At 53.0% G+C, this 17,580-nt stretch carries 20 protein-coding genes; 10 read left to right on the forward strand and 10 right to left on the reverse strand.

Features of this window, described 5'->3' with window-relative positions; translation table 11 throughout:
* The first annotated feature begins 128 nt into the window (after window positions 1–128).
* From J9880_RS23835 to J9880_RS23845, 3 genes are all read left to right on the forward strand, one after another.
* Window positions 129–941: a siderophore-interacting protein gene (locus J9880_RS23835; RefSeq protein WP_133822493.1), complete on the forward strand. Its 813-nt coding sequence runs from the start codon at window positions 129–131 to the stop codon at window positions 939–941.
* A gap of 192 nt (window positions 942–1,133) precedes the next feature.
* On the forward strand, window positions 1,134–2,861 hold the full coding sequence (locus J9880_RS23840; RefSeq protein ID WP_232770599.1) for a tannase/feruloyl esterase family alpha/beta hydrolase: 1,728 nt from the start codon (window positions 1,134–1,136) through the stop codon (window positions 2,859–2,861).
* Between the two features lie 141 nt (window positions 2,862–3,002).
* A complete protein-coding gene (locus tag J9880_RS23845; RefSeq protein WP_232770600.1) occupies window positions 3,003–3,548 on the forward strand; it encodes a PadR family transcriptional regulator in 546 nt (181 codons plus the stop codon).
* Between the two features lie 67 nt (window positions 3,549–3,615).
* Here J9880_RS23845 and map read toward each other — a convergent pair whose 3' ends face one another.
* The 5 genes from map to J9880_RS23870 all read right to left on the reverse strand — a co-directional run bounded on the left by map (window position 3,616) and on the right by J9880_RS23870 (window position 6,550).
* Complete coding sequence (gene map / locus J9880_RS23850; RefSeq protein ID WP_408637253.1) at window positions 3,616–4,371, reverse strand: type I methionyl aminopeptidase; 756 nt, start codon at window positions 4,369–4,371, stop codon at window positions 3,616–3,618.
* Window positions 4,372–4,408: 37 nt separating this feature from the next.
* Window positions 4,409–4,663 carry a ParD-like family protein gene (locus J9880_RS23855; RefSeq protein ID WP_095925504.1) on the reverse strand — a complete coding sequence of 85 codons (255 nt, stop codon included), beginning with the start codon at window positions 4,661–4,663 and terminating at the stop codon, window positions 4,409–4,411.
* Window positions 4,664–4,791: 128 nt separating this feature from the next.
* Complete coding sequence (locus J9880_RS23860; protein ID WP_095925505.1) at window positions 4,792–5,058, reverse strand: pentapeptide MXKDX repeat protein; 267 nt, start codon at window positions 5,056–5,058, stop codon at window positions 4,792–4,794.
* A 51-nt stretch (window positions 5,059–5,109) separates the two neighbouring features.
* Complete coding sequence (locus J9880_RS23865) at window positions 5,110–5,913, reverse strand: molybdopterin-dependent oxidoreductase (RefSeq protein ID WP_095925506.1); 804 nt, start codon at window positions 5,911–5,913, stop codon at window positions 5,110–5,112.
* 10 nt (window positions 5,914–5,923) lie between these two features.
* Window positions 5,924–6,550 (reverse strand): cytochrome b/b6 domain-containing protein, encoded by a 627-nt coding sequence (locus tag J9880_RS23870; RefSeq protein WP_095925507.1) that lies wholly within the window; start codon window positions 6,548–6,550, stop codon window positions 5,924–5,926.
* 153 nt (window positions 6,551–6,703) lie between these two features.
* Here J9880_RS23870 and J9880_RS23875 point away from each other — a divergent pair, with 153 nt between their 5' ends.
* The 7 genes from J9880_RS23875 (at window position 6,704) to J9880_RS23905 (ending at window position 13,394) form a co-directional block, all read left to right on the forward strand.
* Window positions 6,704–7,426, forward strand: coding sequence for a response regulator transcription factor (locus J9880_RS23875; RefSeq protein WP_131693546.1), 723 nt, complete (start codon window positions 6,704–6,706; stop codon window positions 7,424–7,426).
* Window positions 7,427–7,429: 3 nt separating this feature from the next.
* The gene (locus J9880_RS23880; RefSeq protein ID WP_119824666.1) at window positions 7,430–8,896 is read left to right on the forward strand and encodes a sensor histidine kinase; all 1,467 of its coding nucleotides are present in this window, start codon (window positions 7,430–7,432) and stop codon (window positions 8,894–8,896) included.
* Between the two features lie 246 nt (window positions 8,897–9,142).
* Window positions 9,143–10,642 (forward strand): UbiD family decarboxylase, encoded by a 1,500-nt coding sequence (locus J9880_RS23885; protein WP_232770601.1) that lies wholly within the window; start codon window positions 9,143–9,145, stop codon window positions 10,640–10,642.
* Between the two features lie 53 nt (window positions 10,643–10,695).
* Complete coding sequence (locus J9880_RS23890; RefSeq protein WP_131693544.1) at window positions 10,696–11,265, forward strand: UbiX family flavin prenyltransferase; 570 nt, start codon at window positions 10,696–10,698, stop codon at window positions 11,263–11,265.
* 40 nt (window positions 11,266–11,305) lie between these two features.
* The gene (locus tag J9880_RS23895; protein WP_131693543.1) at window positions 11,306–12,019 is read left to right on the forward strand and encodes a DUF554 domain-containing protein; all 714 of its coding nucleotides are present in this window, start codon (window positions 11,306–11,308) and stop codon (window positions 12,017–12,019) included.
* 84 nt (window positions 12,020–12,103) lie between these two features.
* On the forward strand, window positions 12,104–12,967 hold the full coding sequence (locus J9880_RS23900) for a LysR family transcriptional regulator (protein WP_095925513.1): 864 nt from the start codon (window positions 12,104–12,106) through the stop codon (window positions 12,965–12,967).
* Window positions 12,968–13,073: 106 nt separating this feature from the next.
* Complete coding sequence (locus tag J9880_RS23905; protein WP_119824660.1) at window positions 13,074–13,394, forward strand: DMT family transporter; 321 nt, start codon at window positions 13,074–13,076, stop codon at window positions 13,392–13,394.
* A gap of 75 nt (window positions 13,395–13,469) precedes the next feature.
* Here the strand turns inward: J9880_RS23905 and J9880_RS23910 are convergent, their stop codons facing one another.
* The 5 genes from J9880_RS23910 to hutW form a co-directional block, all read right to left on the reverse strand.
* Window positions 13,470–13,691 carry a YdgH/BhsA/McbA-like domain containing protein gene (locus tag J9880_RS23910; RefSeq protein ID WP_119824654.1) on the reverse strand — a complete coding sequence of 74 codons (222 nt, stop codon included), beginning with the start codon at window positions 13,689–13,691 and terminating at the stop codon, window positions 13,470–13,472.
* Window positions 13,692–13,886: 195 nt separating this feature from the next.
* The gene (locus J9880_RS23915; protein WP_232770602.1) at window positions 13,887–14,606 is read right to left on the reverse strand and encodes an HNH endonuclease; all 720 of its coding nucleotides are present in this window, start codon (window positions 14,604–14,606) and stop codon (window positions 13,887–13,889) included.
* A gap of 367 nt (window positions 14,607–14,973) precedes the next feature.
* Window positions 14,974–15,597 (reverse strand): NAD(P)-binding oxidoreductase, encoded by a 624-nt coding sequence (locus J9880_RS23920; RefSeq protein WP_232770603.1) that lies wholly within the window; start codon window positions 15,595–15,597, stop codon window positions 14,974–14,976.
* The gene (gene hutX / locus J9880_RS23925; RefSeq protein ID WP_095925517.1) at window positions 15,594–16,106 is read right to left on the reverse strand and encodes a heme utilization cystosolic carrier protein HutX; all 513 of its coding nucleotides are present in this window, start codon (window positions 16,104–16,106) and stop codon (window positions 15,594–15,596) included. Before hutX ends, J9880_RS23920 begins: the two co-directional genes overlap by 4 nt.
* A complete protein-coding gene (hutW, locus tag J9880_RS23930) occupies window positions 16,093–17,418 on the reverse strand; it encodes a heme anaerobic degradation radical SAM methyltransferase ChuW/HutW (protein ID WP_232770604.1) in 1,326 nt (441 codons plus the stop codon). Before hutW ends, hutX begins: the two co-directional genes overlap by 14 nt.
* Window positions 17,419–17,580: the final 162 nt, after the last annotated feature.

Here is a 17,580-nt window from a genome sequence, read left to right on the forward strand (position 1 = left end):
TGAGAAATGGGCTATAGCGGCAGGCCGTTGAGGTAAATTCCGCGTGTTTTACTTACGCTTTTCGGGGTTGCGTAAAACATGACTAAGATATATCTTTCAGAAAATCCTATTTCATAAGAGAGAGTCTGATGGAACAACATCGCCCCGAAACCCCTGCCGCAAACCTGGCTGTCCGGGTAAAAAATGAACTGGTTTTTCGTCATATCACGGTAAAAAGCAGCGAAACCATCGCCGGTTGTTTTAAACGCATCGTGTTAACCGGCGACGAGCTGAAGGGCTTTACCTCGCGCGGCTTCGACGACCATATCAAATTGTTTTTCCCGGCCAATCCCGGTGATGTGATCACGCCACCGGCCGCGACAGAAGAAGGTATTGTCTGGGGCGAAGGGCCGCGTCCGCTGAACCGCGAATACACGCCGCTGCATTTTGATGCGCAAGCCCATGAACTCACGCTGGATTTCTATCTTCACGACGGCGGCGTAGCCAGTGAATGGGCGGCTGGCGCGAAGCCGGGCGATAAACTGATTATCGGCGGGCCGCGTGGTTCCCTGATCATCCCGACCACTTACGCCTGGCAGTTGTATGTGTGCGACGAAACCGGTCTTCCGGCGGTAAAACGCCGTCTGCGCGAGCTGAAACAGGCCGGATCCGACGCTAAGATTACCGTGCTGGTGAAAGTGAAAGACGCCTCTTGTATCAGCTACTTAGATGACGAAAAAGAGTTCAACATTGAGTGGATTGTCAGTGACGTGCACCACGGTTATCAGGAGGATGACGCCGTGGTGAAGAAACTGAAAAGCCTGTTCCTGCCGGAAAGCGATTATTACATCTGGGCAACCGGCGAAGGGAAATTCGCCAAAGGGCTGAATGATTATTTCGTGGAAAATCGCGGGCTGGACGCGAATTTTGTTCGCTGCGTGGCTTACTGGCATAACAAATAACGTCCCTGTTTTTTTACCGCAGAGAATGAAAGGGTTATTTCCCCTTTGTTGTCTGCGGTTTTTCTCATTCATGCTTTGTTGCAACTGCCGCCGGAATCATTACACCGGGTGCGGTAAACGCCATTATTTATTATTTCTGCCATCATTATAATTCTTATGACAAATTCTGAATTTTTATTCAAAGGAATGGTTATGAAATTAATAAGCCTCAAACGACACTGGCGCGCGCTGTGCCTGTTTCCTCTTTTATTCGCGGGATATTCTTCTTTAAGTTCAGCGGCTGAAAATACAGCGGCTCCGTCGCTGGATATTGTTAAACCGGTAAAAGCCTGCGCCGATCTCAGCAAGGTGTCGCTGACTGACATCGGCGGCGAGGGCAGCCGCATCACCTCAGCGAAAGAAATCACCGTCAACGGCGCACCGGCCTGCGAGGTGGACGGCAATCTGCATCCGGCCATCGGCTTTAAAGTGATTTTGCCGGTGTCTTCCTGGCAGCAACGTTATATGCAAATCGGTTGCGGGGGCTTGTGCGGCAATATCTCGCTGCAAATCGGCGCGGCAGCCGGTTGTACGCCATTGCAAACCAACGGTTTCGTGATGGCCGCCACCGACATGGGGCATTCCATGCAGGAAGTGGATTTCGGTAAAGATCCGCAAAAGCGCAAAGATTTCGCCTACCGCAGCCAGCATCTGACGGCTCAGGTGTCGAAGAAACTGATCGCGGAATACTACGGGCGTGCGCCGGCGTATTCCTATTTCAACGGCTGTTCTGATGGCGGTCGCGAAGCCCTGATGGAAGCGCAACGTTTTCCGCATGATTTCAACGGTGTGATTGCCGGTGCGGCGGCGATGAACTTCCAGTCGCAAAACGCCGTCTATCACGCGTGGCAGGCGCTGGCGAATACCGGGCCGGATGGCAACGCGGTGATTGTGGCTTCCCGTTTGCCGCTGATCCATAACGCGGTATTGAAACAATGTGACGCCCTGGACGGCCAGACCGACGGCCTGATTGCCGATCCGCAAAGCTGTCATGTGGATATTGCCGCGATGGCCTGCAAAACGGATGCTGCGCAGGAAAACTGCCTGTCAGCCGCTGAAATCTCGACATTAACCAAATTGTACGCCGGACCGGTTGATCCGAAGACCGGTGCGAAACTGACCGTTGGCGGACCGCAACCGGGTTCAGAACTGGCGTGGGAAGGCGTGTTTGTGCCGGAAAAAGCCAGCGATCCGATTTTCAGCTCGTTTATCGCGCTGCCATCGCTGAAATTTCTGAGTTATGAAAAAAATCCGGCTGAACATTTTACGCTGAAAGACGTGAAATTCACCGAAGCCGGATTTGACGAACTGCGTAAAATGCACCCCCTTTACGATGCCACCAATCCGGATCTCTCGGCATTCAAGGCGGCGGGCGGCAAGCTGATTATCTGGCATGGTTGGGCAGATCCGCATATCTCCCCGCTCAATTCCGTGGCGTATCATCAGGCGGTAGGCCATGTGATGGGCGCGACGAGCCGCGATCAGTTTGAGCGTCTGTATCTGTTGCCGGGCGTGCATCACTGCTCAGGCGGTGAAGGCCCGAGTCTGGTGGATTTCCTCACGCCGATGATGAACTGGGTGGAGAAAGGCATCGCGCCGGACAGCATTACCACGTATCAGGCAGCGAAAGAGCAGAAGATCCAGTTCGGCCAGCCGATGCCAGAGCGCGGCAAACAGCCAGCGACCGATATCCGTCTGGAGAAAATCCCGGCCGGGGCGGCTTCCCGTCCGGTCTTCCCGTATCCGGATTACGCGGTGTACAGCGGAAAGGGCGATGTGAATACAGCGGCCAGTTATCTTCGTAAACCGCTGGCGACGCAGCCTGCGGCCTATCACTGGCTGGGCGAGGATTTCTATCAGCCGTATACGTTTATGAATTAACCGTCCATGGTGCGGTAAAGGCATAAAATCAGGCAGGCTGCGGCTTGCCTGATGTTTTACAGCATTGTGAAAGAAGGCTTAACCCGTTATCTTTAAGGGATATCTGTACGCACTTTTTACGCAATCCTGACTATGGTTCTGATGAAAAATAATCCTTTGGGTAATGACCGTCCTCCTGCCACATCCGGCAAAAAAGCGCACTGTATTACGGCGAAAAAACATCGCCGTGAGCGCATGTTCGAAACGGGTGATATCCGTGTGCTGATGCTGCATTTCTTACAGCAACGTGCCGCCCACGGGTATGAGCTGATCAAAGCCATTGAAGAATTAGCCAAAGGGGAATACACCCCGAGCGCCAGCATTATTTATCCGAACCTGACCTTCCTGGAAGAACAGGGTCTGGTAACGGCGAAGCAGGAAGAGGCCGGTAAGAAACAATATTCAATTACGCCGGAAGGCACGCAGTCGCTGGCAGAGCAGGGTGATTTGCTCGGTTCAGTAACAGAGAAACTGCATTCGCTGGCGATTCTGTCGAATAACCGCAGTATTCCGGAAATGCAGCGCGCGATTAACAATATGCGCATGGCGCTCAATTTGCGCCTCGCCAAAGGGCCGATCGAACAGGAAACGCTGTATAAAATCACCGATGCGTTAGATCGCGCGACCAAAGAAATCGAGCGCAGCTGAGCCGTATCACAGAAAGTTAAAAGCCTCCGGACGGAGGCTTTTACATTCAGGAAATATAACAGGAAAATCAGTTCTCTTCAGGCCATGGGGTCAATATTTCATAGCCCGTTTTCGTCACCGCAATCATATGTTCCCATTGTGCGGACAACGAATGATCTTTAGTCACCACCGTCCAGCCGTCGGGCAGGACTTTGTTTTGCTTCTTACCGGCGTTGAGCATCGGTTCGATGGTGAATAACATGCCTTCCTGTAACACCAGACCGCGGCCTTTCTCGCCGTAATGCAGCACCTGCGGATCCTCATGGTAGCCCATGCCGATGCCGTGTCCGCAGTACTCTTCCACAATGGAAAACCCTTCGCGTTTCGCGACGGCGGCAATGGCGTAACCCACATCGCCTAAGGTGGCGCCCGGACGCACCACGTCAATCCCGGCCATCATCGCTTCAAAGGTGGTATCCACCAGACGGCGCGCCATAATGCCAGGCTCTCCGGCGTAATACATGCGGCTGGTGTCGCCATACCAGCCGTCTTTGATCAGCGCCACGTCGATGTTGACGATGTCGCCTTTCTTCAGCGCCTTGTCGGAAGGAATGCCGTGGCAGATCACATGGTTGACGGAGGTGCAGGTGGTTTTTTGATAACCGTGATACCCGATGTTGGCCGGGATCGCCTGTAACTCGTTGACGATAAAATCGTGGCAGAGACGGTCCAGTTCGTTGGTGGTGACACCGGGCACGACGTGTGGCGTGATCATATGCAACACACGGGCGGCCAGTTTCCCGGCGATGCGGGCTTTGTCGATGCCTTCCGGCGTTTTGACCATGCGGTTGTTATTCACAAAATACCGTTCGTCTAAACCATTATTCATTGCTTGCCTTCCTGTGTGTGCCGCCCACGTTTAACAGCGTGCGGATGCTGTCACTGTTCTCGTCCGATTCCACGCTGCAACGCACCAGCAGTTGCGAAATTTCACTGTGTGTCATGTCGGGATGCGTTTCCATCAGCATGCCGATTTTCATCCAATGTTCGGCCTGGGCGTTAATGGACCGGGTGTAGGCCATGCTGGCGATGCGCAGATTCTCGTGCATCAGTTCTGAAATCTTGATGATACCCATCGGGTCACCTCGCAGTATATGAATCGTATATGTTTTATATACTACGCAGGTTGCCGCGGATTTTCCAATAAAAACGCCTCCGCTGAACAGGCGGAGGCGTTTTTGCTACATGGCGGGAATGAATGCGGTTACTGGCTCATCGCGCCTTTTTTCATGCCGTCTTTGGACATGGAATCTTTCGACATACTGTCTTTCTTCATATGATCTTTCGACATGCAGTCTTTGCCCATGCTGTCTTTTGCCATGGTATTTTTGCTCATGCTGTCTTTCTTCGTGCAGTCTTTCGACATGTGGCCCATGGTGTCTTTTTTCGCCATCGCGTCAGCGGCATAGGTGGTGCTCACGGCACCCATCATCAGGCAGGCAGACATCATCATTACGGTTAACTTTTTCATGGTAATTCCTTCTTCTGAGTTTTGAGATACAAAGGTTTTTGTGGAGGTTGTTCAGCTTCCGCCGAACCAGTTGTAGCCCTGATCTTCCCAGTAGCCACCGGTAAACTTATTGGTAATTTCAATCACTTCGATGTGTTTCGGGTTCTTGTAACCCAGTTTGGTCGGCATTCTGAGTTTCATCGGAAAGCCGTACTTACGCGGCAAAATCTGGCCGTCGTAGGTCAGCGCCAGCAGGGTCTGCGGATGCAGCGCCGTCGCCATATCAATGCTGGTGTAATATTCGTCAGCGCATTTAAAGCTGACGTATTCCGCCGTGAGATCTGCGCCAATCAGGCGCAGAAAATCCCCGAACGGCACGCCGCCCCATTTACCGATTGCGCTCCAGCCCTCGACACAAATGTGCCGCGTCACCTGACTGACCTGCGCCATGTTGTACAGCGCCGGTAATGACCATTCGCGTTTATCCAGCGCCAGACCGGCGATTTTCAGGCGGTAGGCGTTGCCGTCAACGTCCGGTGCATCGTCTTCGGCATAGAAAGCATTGAACGGGAAAGGGCGGGTGATCATCGATTCGGCATACACCGGCGCAAGGCGCGTCGAGCCAAACAGCCAGCCTTGTACGCGGTCGTTAAAGCCGGAGATTTTACCCAGCGCATTTTCCACGCTGGCGTTATCGCTGATGTCACAACCGGTCAGCATCGCCACGCCGCCAAGCGTCAGGCCGCGTTGTAAAAACAGGCGGCGGGAAGGCGCATCCAGTTCGCGGATAATCTGTTTTTTAGCTTCCTGCACAATCGCCTCGCTGTCGGCGGTGCTGAAAATCTGGCTGATACTTTTTTTGATGAGGTTCTTCATCGGATCTTCCTTAACGTCCGCGGATCATGGCAATCAGGGTTTTCGGCACCAGCGCCACCATCACGATATGCAGCACCACAAATGCCACCAGTGACGCCATCGCCAGAAAATGCACGTAACGCGCGGTATCGAAGCCGCCCATCAGTTCGCGCAGCAGCGGAAACTGCACCGATTTCCACACCACCAGCCCGGAAAGCACCAGCACGATGCCGTCGAACATCACGAACACGTAGGCAGCGCGCTGCACCATGTTGTAGTGACGCAAATCGTCGTGTTTCAGCTTGCCGCGCAATGCCGCCCGCAAATCATTGAAGATGCCACGCGGCGTCAGCGGCCAGAATTTTTGCTTCATCCGGCCGGTAAAAATGTTCATCAGCAGATAAAACAGGCCGTTAAAACCGAACAGCCACATGCCAGCGAAATGCCACTGGATCGCGCCGCCCAGCCAGCCACCCAGCGTCATCGTGGTGGGGAAATCAAAATCAAACAGCGGCGACGCGTTATAAATCTGCCAGCCGCTGGTCACCATAATCAGCACCGCCAGCGCGTTCAGCCAGTGGGTCAGACGCAGCCATAACGGATGCACGATGGCGGGTTTTTGTTTTGCCTGATGGGGTAAGTCCGTATGTATTGTCATGATGAAGTCCGGCTGTCCGCCCTGTGATGCAGCGAGTATTGAGCGGATTTGTTCCCCGAGACCTCACGCAAAGTTAAATAAAATGTGATAACTCCGGGGCGGTGGCTTGTGTAGACTCAAATCATTGGGAAACGCCACGTTTTGGGATAACACATGGATAAGCCGAAGAAGATCCTGATCGTTGAAGATGACGGGGATATCGCTGAACTGCTCAGCCTGCATCTGCGCGATGAAGGCTATGAAATTACCCACGCCGCCGACGGCAATCTGGGCGTGGCGCATCTGGAAAAAGGAGGCTGGGACGCGCTGATCCTCGACCTGATGCTGCCGGGCGTCGATGGTCTGGAAATCTGCCGGCGCGCACGCAACATGACGCGGTATACGCCGATCATTATTATCAGCGCGCGTTCCAGCGAAGTGCACCGCGTGCTCGGGCTGGAACTGGGCGCGGACGATTATCTGGCGAAACCGTTCTCTATGCTGGAGCTGGTGGCGCGGGTCAAGGCCCTGTTCCGGCGGCAGGAAGCGATGAGCCGTAACCTGAAAATGGATGCCGGCACGCTGAGTTTTGCCGGGCTGGTGATCGACCCCATCGCCCGTGACGTCACGCTCAGTCATCAGCCGGTCGAGCTGACGCCGCGTGAGTTTGACCTGCTGTACTTCTTTGCCAAAAATCCCGGCAAAGTGTTCTCGCGCCTCAGCCTGTTAAATCAGGTCTGGGGCTATGAACACGAAGGGTATGAACATACGGTGAACACCCATATCAACCGGCTGCGCATCAAGATAGAAGCCAATCCGGCTGAGCCGGAACGCATTCTGACCGTGTGGGGAAAAGGCTATAAATTCGTGTCTTCCGCTGAAGAGACGCAAGGGTAAATCATGAAAAATCTCACGCTGGCGCAAAGACTGACTCTGGTGTTTATGGTGCTGCTGATCGCCTGCTGTGCGCTTTCCGGCTATATGCAGGTGCGCTCGAGCAATCAGTACAGCCAGTCAGTGATCCAGCGTCTGTCGGCCAATCTGGCGACGCAGATCGCGGCGAACAATCCGCTGCTCAGCCAGGGCGACTGGGATCCGCAAGCGGTGCATTCGCTGTTTAATCAGCTGATGGCGGTGAACCCGAGTGTCGAGGTGTATCTGCTGGATAAAGACGGCAATATCGTCGGCAACGCTGCCCCTCCGGGGCGTTTGCAACGGCAAAAAATCGATTTATCGCCAGTGAATGCGCTGCTAAATGGCGCGAAAATGCCGGTATATGGCGACAATCCGCGCGATCCGCAAACCCGTCAGGTGTTCAGCGCCGCGCCATTGCGGGTCGATGGCGTGACCAAAGGCTATGTGTATATCGTGCTGCTGGGTGATGAATACACCGCGCTGACCAGCGACGCGCAATATCAGTCGGCAATCTCTCTGGCGTGGCGCTCGATGGGGCTGGTGGCGCTGTTCGGCCTGCTGGCCGGTGCGCTGGCGTTCCGCTGGGTAACGCGGCCGGTGCGTAAACTGACGGCGCAGATTGCACAACTCGATTCCGGCGGAATGGACGCCATTCAGGCGCTGGCGAAAACCGATACGCCAGCCGGTGCTGCGCGCGATGAAGTGACACAACTGCAACAGGCGTTTGTCGCGCTGGCAAAACGCATCGACCAGCAATGGCAAAGCCTGATGGTGCAGGATCAGCAACGCCGCGAATTTATCGCCAATATTTCCCATGACCTGCGCACGCCGCTGACCTCATTGCACGGGTATCTGGAAACCCTGTCGGTGAAATCAGATCATCTGAGTAACGAAGACCGGCAGCGTTATCTGAATATCGCCCTGACGCAGAGTAAAAAAGTCGGCCGTCTGGCGCAGGAATTATTTGAGCTGGCGCGGCTGGAATATGGCGTGGTGAAACCGCAGAAAGAACCGTTTTCGCTGAGCGAACTGGTGCAGGATGTGTTCCAGAAATTTGAACTGGCGACCGAAACGCGCGGGCAGAAATTACTTGCCGATATCACGCCGGGCATTCCGCTGGTGAACGCGGACTTAGGCATGATTGAAAGGGTGCTGACCAATCTGCTGGATAATGCCATTCGTTTTACGCCGGAAGGCGGCACGATAGAAATCAAATTGTGGCCGCACGAAGGGCAGGTGATGGTGCAACTGAAAGACAGCGGGCCGGGAATTGCGCCGGAACTGAAGGACAACCTGTTCGTGCGTCCGTCGATCCTCAGCACCAATAAACACCGCGCAGGCGGGCTGGGCCTGATGATTGTGCGCCGTATTCTGCAACTTCATGGCAGTGATATCCGCCTGATTGAACAGTCAAAACAGGGTGCCTGTTTTCAATTTTCAGTGCCGGTCTAAATTCCAATTTATTAATTTGCGTTACGGTGTGATGGCCGTAACGTAAATAGCGTAAAATGATGTCGGAAAGTTATTATTCTGTATTAATAAGTGTTAAATAATAATTATATTTTTGATATAAACCAAAAAGGTTTAGCGCCTGTATTTAAACGGTACTTTTTGAATGACGGCAGTAAATATATATTTAATCCGGCGATGAAATAATTTTCTCATTATGTGGAATATTAATTTACCTGGATAAAAAATATGTCTAAGAAAGAAACCCACCCTCAAAATAATAACGTGCATGACCTCCGGTCTGCGATTGAATTTTTAGAAAGCCTGCCAGGCGAAATGGTCAGTACCGATGTGGAAGTCGATCCGCATGCGGAGCTTTCCGGCGTATACCGTTACGTCGGTGCCGGGGGCACCTGTGAACGTCCGACCCGCAAAGGCCCGGCGATGATGTTTAATACCATTAAAGGTTTTCCGGGCGTGCGCGTGGTCACCGGTCTGATGTCGACCCGTGAACGTGCGGGCTACCTGCTGAACTGTGCGCCGGAAAAACTCGGTTTTCTGCTGAGGGATTCGGTGAAAAATGCCATCGCGCCGGTGGTGGTCGATCGCGGTCCGGCGCCCTGTCAGGAAGTCACCTACCTAGCCGATGACCCGAATTTTGACCTGCGCACCTTGCTGCCTGCACCGACCAACACCGAAGAAGATGCCGGTCCGTATTTCACCATGGGCATGTGCTATGCCTCTGATCCTGAAACCAAAGAATCCGATATCACCATTCACCGCCTGTGCATACAAAGCCGCGACGAACTGTCAATGTGGCTGACGCCGGGCCGTCATATCGATGCCTTCCGTGAAAAAGCGGAACGTGCGGGCAAACCGCTGCCGATTTCAATCAGCATCGGTGTCGATCCGGCGATTGAAATTGCCGCCTGCTTCGAGCCGCCAACCACGCCGCTGGGCTTCAATGAACTGAGCATCGCCGGTGCGTTGCGCGGTAAAGCTGTCGAGCTGACCCACTGTGTGTCCATCGATGAAAAAGCCATTGCCCACGCCGAAATCGTCATTGAAGGTGAGTTGCTGCCGAACGTCCGTGTGCGCGAAGATCAGAACACCAATACCGGCAAAGCAATGCCGGAATTCCCGGGCTACACCGGTGAAGCCAAAGCCGAACTGCCGGTGATCAAAGTGAAAGCCGTCACGCACCGCAGAAATCCGATCCTGCAAACCACGCTTGGCCCGAGCGGCGAGCACGTCAGCATGGCGGGTATTCCGACCGAAGCCAGTATTCTGGATATGATCGACCGCGCCATGCCGGGCCGCGTGCTGAATGTGCATGCCCACACCTCCGGCGGCGGTAAGTTACTGGCGGTATTGCAGTTTAAAAAATCCTCCCCGGTGGATGAAGGCCGTCAGAGACAAGCGGCGCTGCTGGCGTTTGCGGCATTCTCCGAGCTGAAACATGTGATTCTGGTGGATGAAGACGTGGATATTTTCGATACCGACGACATCCTGTGGGCGATGCAAACCCGCTATCAGGGCGACGTGGATACCGTCACCATTCCGGGCGTCCGCTGTCATCCGCTCGATCCTTCGCAAAATCCGGCCTACAGCCCGAGCATTTTGCAGGAAGGCATGTCATGTAAAACCATCTTCGACTGCACGGTGCCGTTCCACCTGAAAGCGCATTTCGAACGTTCCAAATTTAAAGAAGTCGATGTGAAGAAATTCTTACCTGACTTTAAATACTAACAGCAATAAGCCAGCGCATCTGCGGTGCGACGTTTCAAAGGCGGAGAGGTGAAATGAAGAGAAGGCGGATAATTGTCGGAATAAGCGGTGCTTCCGGGTTTCAGTATGGAATGAAGGCGCTGGAAATATTGCGCGATATCGATATCGACGTGCACCTGATTATCAGTAAAGGTGCCGAAGTGACGCGCAGTCTCGAAACCGATATCGAACGGCAGGAAGTGATCCGGCTGGCCGATGAAGTGCATTCCATTAATAACCTCGGGGCATCGGTTTCCAGTGGTTCTTTTAAAACCATCGGGATGATTATTGCGCCGTGTTCGATGAATACGTTGGGTTCTGTTGCTCACGGACTGACCAACAACTTACTGACCCGCGCCGCAGATGTGGTTTTAAAAGAGCGGCGCAGGTTAGTATTAATGGTCAGGGAAACACCGCTGAATCTTTCGCATCTGAAAAATATGCAGTCGGTGACGGAAATGGGCGGGATTATTTTCCCGCCGGTTCCGGCCCTTTACCATAAACCCGGCAGCGTGGATGACATTATTCACCACAGCGTGGCACGCGCGCTGGATTTATTTGACCTGGATGTCGCCAATATTAAACGCTGGGGCGAAGATTTATAGCGGAATATTTAAAACAATATCTCAAAATAGCGGAGTAGAAATGTTAATTGGACCTATCGTTAACAGCGGCGCCATTATACTTGGCGGCCTGTTAGGGGGCTTTCTTGGCGTAAAAATGCCAGAGCGGTTACGAACCTCGCTGCCCCAGACTTTTGGTTTGTGTTCCATGGCGCTGGGCGTCGTGCTGCTGGTTAAAATGCACAGCATGCCGGTGGTGATTTTGTCGGTGATCCTCGGTGCCGCCATCGGCGAATTGTTTTATCTCGAACGTTACATTGCCCGTCTGGGAAATATGGCGCGCGGTATCGCCGCAAAATTTGCGCCGGATACCGGCATGGATCAGAACGTCTTCACCGAGAAGTTCGTGGCCATCATTGTGCTGTTCTGCGCCAGCGGCACCGGGATTATCGGGGCGATGACCGAAGGCATGACGCACGACCCGAACATTCTGTTCGTCAAAGCCATTATGGATCTGTTCACCGCCGCGATTTTCGCCACCGTGCTCGGTTATGCCGTCGCCCTGATCTTTATTCCTCAGTGGATTGTGCAGTTTCTGATCGCCTCGGCCGCGGTCGTTATTCTGCCGCTGACCAATCCGCAAATGATGGGGGATTTCACTGCCGCAGGCGGCTTTATTATGCTGGCCGCCGGTTTCCGTATCAGCGGTATAAAATCCATCGCGGTTGGCAATTTATTACCGGCGTTAATTCTGGTCATGCCCATCTCGCATTACTGGAGCCTGTTCATCCACTGACGGATGTCCGCAAAAAGCCACTTCTGTGCGAAGTGGCTTTTTGTATACTGGGCATGACGCAGCCAGACTGACAGGAAGGGAAAGATGGATCTCAAAAGAATGCGCTACTTCTGTACCATCGCCGAGCAGGGTTCCATCAGCAAGGCGGCGAAGGTGCTGAATATCGCGCAACCCCCGCTCGGCAAACGCCTGCACGAGCTTGAAGAAGAAATCGGTTCGCCGCTGTTTATCCGCACCAGCAAACAAATGGTGCTCACCGAGGCCGGACGTTTTCTGTATCGCAAAACCAGTGAAATTCTCAATCAGGTGAACAGCGTCACTAAACAGGCGATTGATATCGCGTCGCAAAAAAAACGCACGGTGCGTATCGGCGTTTCCTACCTGTATCTGCGCTATTTCAACACCGTTTTTCTCGAGCTGTACCGCAAAAACCCGGACTGGGATCCGAACCTGTTAGTGTCCGAATCCACTTATCTGGAAGAACTGGTGATGAACAAAACGCTGGATATGGCGATGATCCAGACGCCCGCCGACGTGCGCTCGTTCTATGTGCGGGAATTCGAGCCAATCAAACTGGTGGCGGTGGTGACCAGTGAACTGGCCGACACCCTGCCGGATCGCACACTGACGTTTGCTGATCTCTCCGGTTTTCCGCTGGTGATGCTGCACCGCATGGGCGGCGAGGGGACCTATGAAATGCTGCTCAACCGGCTGTATGAAGAAGTGAAAGACGTGAATGTGATCATGAAAGTGTCCGAACCGCGGCTGGTGATCGAGATGTTCCGCGACGGGCTGGTCGGCGCGGCGCTGATGCCGGCATCTGAAGTCGGCGAAAGCCGGCATTTTCGCACCTTTGAAATCGAACAGAAAGGCAAACTGTTCCGTCCGGCGATCATTACGCTGCATACCGAAAAGGATTCGTTTCTACCCGCAGACCAGACACTGTAAAGGCATGAAAGAGTGAACTATACTCCTTCACTCTTCATGCTGACTGGACGACCAGAGACTCAGCCATCTTATACAGGGACGACCCTGAAGATATTAAGGAAACACCATGGCCTGGGTTTACCTGTTTTTAGCTGGCATTTTTGAAGTTGTCTGGTCTACCGCCATGAAAGAATCCCACGGATTCACCCGCCTGATCCCCAGCATCATCACCGCCGTTTTTATGCTGCTCAGCGTAGTTTTACTGGCGATTTCCATGAAAACTCTGCCGCTCGGCACCTCTTACACCGTCTGGGTCGGCATCGGCGCCATCGGTGCTTTTATTCTCGGCGTAGTGATGTTTGGCGAAAGCCTCAACCCGCTGCGTGTCATCGCCGTGCTGCTGATTTTCTCCGGCGTAATTTTGCTGAAAGTGGCAACGAAAGGGTAAAAGCCGGACGCTGAACACGACAAAGCCGCTCTGTAAAAGGAGCGGCTTTTGTTTTGAATCACAAACTTCAGCAAATCATTTGTACAACACAGCGGTGCCGTGAATGCGGTTCTGACCACCGGCTTCGATGATTTTATAAGAACTGGCACCGGCAGCAGCGGCTTTGGCGGCGAAAGTGGATTCCAGACCCTCTAAGGTATTGTCAGAGGCCGAAACGGTGCCGATTTCAGCCGCGAAGCTACCGAAAGAAACCGTGGCGAGTGCAGCAGCGATAACGAAAGTTTTGATAGATTTCATGATGTCATTCCTTCTCAATGTTTGTTTGGGGAAGGCCGTGTGCCTTCGATGAGAAGAAGAATAACGCCGTGCGACCGGAAGGGATAGCGGAGTGATTTGCTTATGTTATTCGAAAAAATTGAATTAACTATTGCATGTTAAGACGCCTCTGTATCACGTCACTTCCTTCATTGTCACTTGAAGTTTTTCACTTATCTAAGAAGTGATTGGACCAAAATGGGCTTTGCGATGACAATTTGGACAAATCGCTTGAGCATTTTCAACTACATCCATTCCTCCCTCAGATAAAGGTTGAATATGATGTACTTCCAGATAGGGTCTCCCGTCCTTAGCGCGGAGAAAAGGTGCTTTAAGTTTACAGATTTCACATATCCCTTTTGCTCTTTCCAGCACTTCAACAACGACATAAGGATTGCGGAGAAATACTTTGGTCATAACGTATCTAATTTGGGGGTGTTTCTCATAGGAAATTAAACGTAACTTTCTCTCTTCTAATGCTAATTTTTCAGCTGATTCTATTTGGATTTCAAGTTCCCTTTCTAAGTAGCGAGCTTCATCACTATCATCGATTATGCGGGTATGCCATTTACTATGTTCATCGCAATATATTTCCCATACACCATGTATTTCAGGTTTATACAGCTCGTATATATCCCCCCGTTTGAAGAGCTGATCATATTTATTACGAGGGTTTTGGTAATCATCCGAACGTCTTTGATACTTATTAAAACTGTGACTTCCAGGAGAGTTACGATTAACTGAACAGGCATTAAGGTTAGTGTATGTGTTGTTTTTATAATTGGGATATTCTTTTTTTAAATAAGTGTCGACATCGACTTGGGTTGCAGAGCCGCCGAGACTTTTAACCGCTTCAACAACAAGAGTGACTGTAGGTTTACCATACTTAAATCCCATAATATCTCCATAAATTATGCAGCTGTGTTCGATGACATTTCACTTTCAGAAAAGTTGAATTATAGTTACTTGATTGACTATAATTTAAATATATTTCCTGTCAAATAACATTCATAAAATAAAGTTGACTGGTTTTTCTAAATACTTTTCGTGTCAACTATAACCCTAGCTTCCATAGTAAGCATGGCTGCTCGTTGGCGATTGTATCTGCTCGCCTATGATGCGGTCTTACGCTAAGTTCCCTAATGTCACTTAAATCACACATTAACCCACTGATTAGATTCTAATGTGTCATATACCACTCATAAAAATTCCTACGTAATAAAAAGGTCGTCAATAGACGACCTCAGCAATTACATAACCTCAACTAAAACCGTTCACCTTCCAGCGTCGAATCGCATAACGCGAAAATCTCGCCCCAGCCCTGGCCGTTTGCCAGTAACTGACGGATATGCAGGGCGACATCGCTGCGGCGCACGCGGCCGTGGGCTTCGGTTTGGATCAGGTGCGCCTGTCCGGTGGCCTCACCGTTCATCAGGCCGCCGGGGCGCAGGATGCACCACTCCAGCGAGCTGGTTTGCAGCCAGCTTTCCGCCAGTGATTTCTCGCGTACCGCCTGACCGAACGCCTGTTTCGCCCGTGCGGAGAGGGTCGGCCAGCTGTCACCGCAGCCGATGGACGTCACCAGCAGCATCTGGCGGATGCCGGTGTGTTCCGCAGTATCGGTGATCAGCCGGTTGGCGGTGTAATCAGAAAGCTTTCCGCCCAGCGTGGAGACGATCTGCGCTTTATCGCCCGCCATCTCGCAGGCCTGCAACACGTCGGCAGGGTTAAGTGCATCGCCTTCAATCACGGTGACGCCCAGTGCGCGCACGCTTTGTGCCTGTTCAGGATTGCGGATCAGCGCCACGACCGGGCGTTCCTGCGCCGTCAGGGTGATCAGTTCTGCACCGACACCGCTGCCTGCGCCAAAAATCAGCAAAGTATTCAAGGTTGTTTCTCTCTCTCAGCCAGCAAGGCGGGAAGGGCACGAAACGCCGCCAGCTGACCGGTAAGAAGCTGGCGATGGCTGTCGCGCCCGACGAAAACCTTGAGCATCGCATAACCGGAAGCATTTAAAAACCAGACACTTGCTGTGCTCATCCCCATAAATGGCCGTTCAATCAGGGCAATATGCCGGCAGTGTGTGGCGCGGATATGGCCGCTCATTCCCTGTTTGCCGCGCAGGTTAAAATAGCCGTGACGGTGCGTGCCGGTGGGTAATTCGCCATGGAACTCGAGGATCAGATCCTCATTGTTCACCAGTGTGGTGACCTCGCCCCAGCCGGTGATATTGTCCCAGACGTCATCAAACCGGCTGCCGTCAAACAGGTGGCTTGCCGGTAGATGCTCAATGACGGTCAGCGGCGTGACGCCATATTCGCGGGCAATATCTTCGACGGTGCCGTCGGGCTGCGTGGCTAAAAAAGTGATCAGGTTTTGCGGATTATCCGTTGGCATGAGCAGTATTCCGTAAGGTCAGTTGAGGGATCAGAGTTTGCAGCGCCTGCAACAAATTGCTGGCCCAGAATCGTCCGGCAGGCGTGAGGTTAAAACGCGGGCCATCACTGTGCATCAGGCCGCACTGTTGCCATTGTTGTAACAGCGGTTCGAGCGGGAAGGGGTCTTCGATAATGCGGCTCAGATCATAGCGCCCGGCTTCGATACCGCCCTGTAAATCCAGGCGCCAGCGGTGTTCACTGGCCGTCGCGGCCGTCATCATCATGATCGGTTTCAGTCCGGCGTCCAGTTGCTGGTAATACGCTTCCAGACTGCGCGCCGTCATATAGGATTGCCCGCCCAGATTGCCGCCCGCGCCGCTGCCAAAGGCCAGACAGTCCGCGCCTTTTTTGATCAGCAGGTTGTAGAGGTTACGCTCGCGGGTATTGCGCGCCCAGTGACTGTTGCTGATCTGATGCCAGCCGTCGCGCGCCAGAAACGCCTCGCCGTCGAGATAACAATCACGGCGCATACTGACATCCGGCAGGGTCACGCGGTGATTTTCAACCGCCTTGCCCAGCGGCGTGGAGGGCAACAGGTTCAGCGCATAAAGATCAACGCCATCGAGTGGCAGGTCGCGGACAATCTGCAAATCCTCCTGCCAGGATGCGCGGGTCTGCTCCGGCAATCCGAACATCAGATCACACACCACCGCAGCGCGGTCGCGTTCACCCAGTTTGCGCAAAAAATGTATCGCCTCGTCGCGGTTGGCACGACGCCCCATCCGCTGACGGATGCGCGTGTCGAACGTCTGAATGCCTATGGAAAAACGGTTCGCACCCGCGTCGAGGCAGGCGTCGATGCGCTCATCATCAAAATTGAGAATGCGTCCTTCGACGGTGATTTCACAGTCCGGGGCCAGCGGTAAACTGCGCCGCAAGGTGACGATAATCCGGTGCAGCTGCTTCGCGCTGAGCGCCGTCGGCGTGCCGCCACCAAAATAGACCGCGTGGATCGGCGCAGACTGATGCAGCGGCGAACTGGCTTCCTGTTCAATTTCGCGGATCAGATAGTCGCAGTATTGTTCCGTGGCTTCCGCTTCCAGCTTGTTCTGGTAGAAACCACAGAATTTGCAGTGTGTTGCACAAAAAGGGATGTGCAGATAGACCAGACGCTTATTAGCGGGAAGTGTGCGCAGACACAGCGCCCGCCATTGTGCAGGCACATCCTGCGCGGCGACCGGTTGCTGAGGCCGCCAGGGCATCACCGCCCAGCGATCGGGAAACGGCAGCCCGTCTGCGGCAGCATAAAAGCGCGTGAGGTCTAAACTCATAGGGTTCTTCTTCTCCTGAAGAATCAATCATTACCGCGCATTAAACGATAATGATTATCATTCGATCAAACCCAACCCGCGCTTTCGATGATCTGTATCAAGTTAAAAAATGTCAGGATTTTGTGAGAAAAAACCGCATAGCCCGCCGGATCCCGTTCGGCT

The organism is Rahnella victoriana, from assembly GCF_021276285.1.
GTDB classification, from domain to species: domain Bacteria; phylum Pseudomonadota; class Gammaproteobacteria; order Enterobacterales; family Enterobacteriaceae; genus Rahnella; species Rahnella victoriana.

What these genes read in the sequence shown, in the direction of transcription:
- J9880_RS23835 (WP_133822493.1), top strand. Translation starts at nt 129, where the DNA reads ATGGAACAACATCGCCCCGAAACCCCTGCCGCAAACCTGGCTGTCCGG.
- J9880_RS23840 (WP_232770599.1), top strand. Translation starts at nt 1,134, where the DNA reads ATGAAATTAATAAGCCTCAAACGACACTGGCGCGCGCTGTGCCTGTTT.
- J9880_RS23845 (WP_232770600.1), top strand. Translation starts at nt 3,003, where the DNA reads ATGAAAAATAATCCTTTGGGTAATGACCGTCCTCCTGCCACATCCGGC.
- map (WP_408637253.1), bottom strand. Translation starts at nt 4,371, where the DNA reads ATGGTCAAAACGCCGGAAGGCATCGACAAAGCCCGCATCGCCGGGAAA.
- J9880_RS23855 (WP_095925504.1), bottom strand. Translation starts at nt 4,663, where the DNA reads ATGGGTATCATCAAGATTTCAGAACTGATGCACGAGAATCTGCGCATC.
- J9880_RS23860 (WP_095925505.1), bottom strand. Translation starts at nt 5,058, where the DNA reads ATGAAAAAGTTAACCGTAATGATGATGTCTGCCTGCCTGATGATGGGT.
- J9880_RS23865 (WP_095925506.1), bottom strand. Translation starts at nt 5,913, where the DNA reads ATGAAGAACCTCATCAAAAAAAGTATCAGCCAGATTTTCAGCACCGCC.
- J9880_RS23870 (WP_095925507.1), bottom strand. Translation starts at nt 6,550, where the DNA reads ATGACAATACATACGGACTTACCCCATCAGGCAAAACAAAAACCCGCC.
- J9880_RS23875 (WP_131693546.1), top strand. Translation starts at nt 6,704, where the DNA reads ATGGATAAGCCGAAGAAGATCCTGATCGTTGAAGATGACGGGGATATC.
- J9880_RS23880 (WP_119824666.1), top strand. Translation starts at nt 7,430, where the DNA reads ATGAAAAATCTCACGCTGGCGCAAAGACTGACTCTGGTGTTTATGGTG.
- J9880_RS23885 (WP_232770601.1), top strand. Translation starts at nt 9,143, where the DNA reads ATGTCTAAGAAAGAAACCCACCCTCAAAATAATAACGTGCATGACCTC.
- J9880_RS23890 (WP_131693544.1), top strand. Translation starts at nt 10,696, where the DNA reads ATGAAGAGAAGGCGGATAATTGTCGGAATAAGCGGTGCTTCCGGGTTT.
- J9880_RS23895 (WP_131693543.1), top strand. Translation starts at nt 11,306, where the DNA reads ATGTTAATTGGACCTATCGTTAACAGCGGCGCCATTATACTTGGCGGC.
- J9880_RS23900 (WP_095925513.1), top strand. Translation starts at nt 12,104, where the DNA reads ATGGATCTCAAAAGAATGCGCTACTTCTGTACCATCGCCGAGCAGGGT.
- J9880_RS23905 (WP_119824660.1), top strand. Translation starts at nt 13,074, where the DNA reads ATGGCCTGGGTTTACCTGTTTTTAGCTGGCATTTTTGAAGTTGTCTGG.
- J9880_RS23910 (WP_119824654.1), bottom strand. Translation starts at nt 13,691, where the DNA reads ATGAAATCTATCAAAACTTTCGTTATCGCTGCTGCACTCGCCACGGTT.
- J9880_RS23915 (WP_232770602.1), bottom strand. Translation starts at nt 14,606, where the DNA reads ATGGGATTTAAGTATGGTAAACCTACAGTCACTCTTGTTGTTGAAGCG.
- hutX (WP_095925517.1), bottom strand. Translation starts at nt 16,106, where the DNA reads ATGCCAACGGATAATCCGCAAAACCTGATCACTTTTTTAGCCACGCAG.
- hutW (WP_232770604.1), bottom strand. Translation starts at nt 17,418, where the DNA reads ATGAGTTTAGACCTCACGCGCTTTTATGCTGCCGCAGACGGGCTGCCG.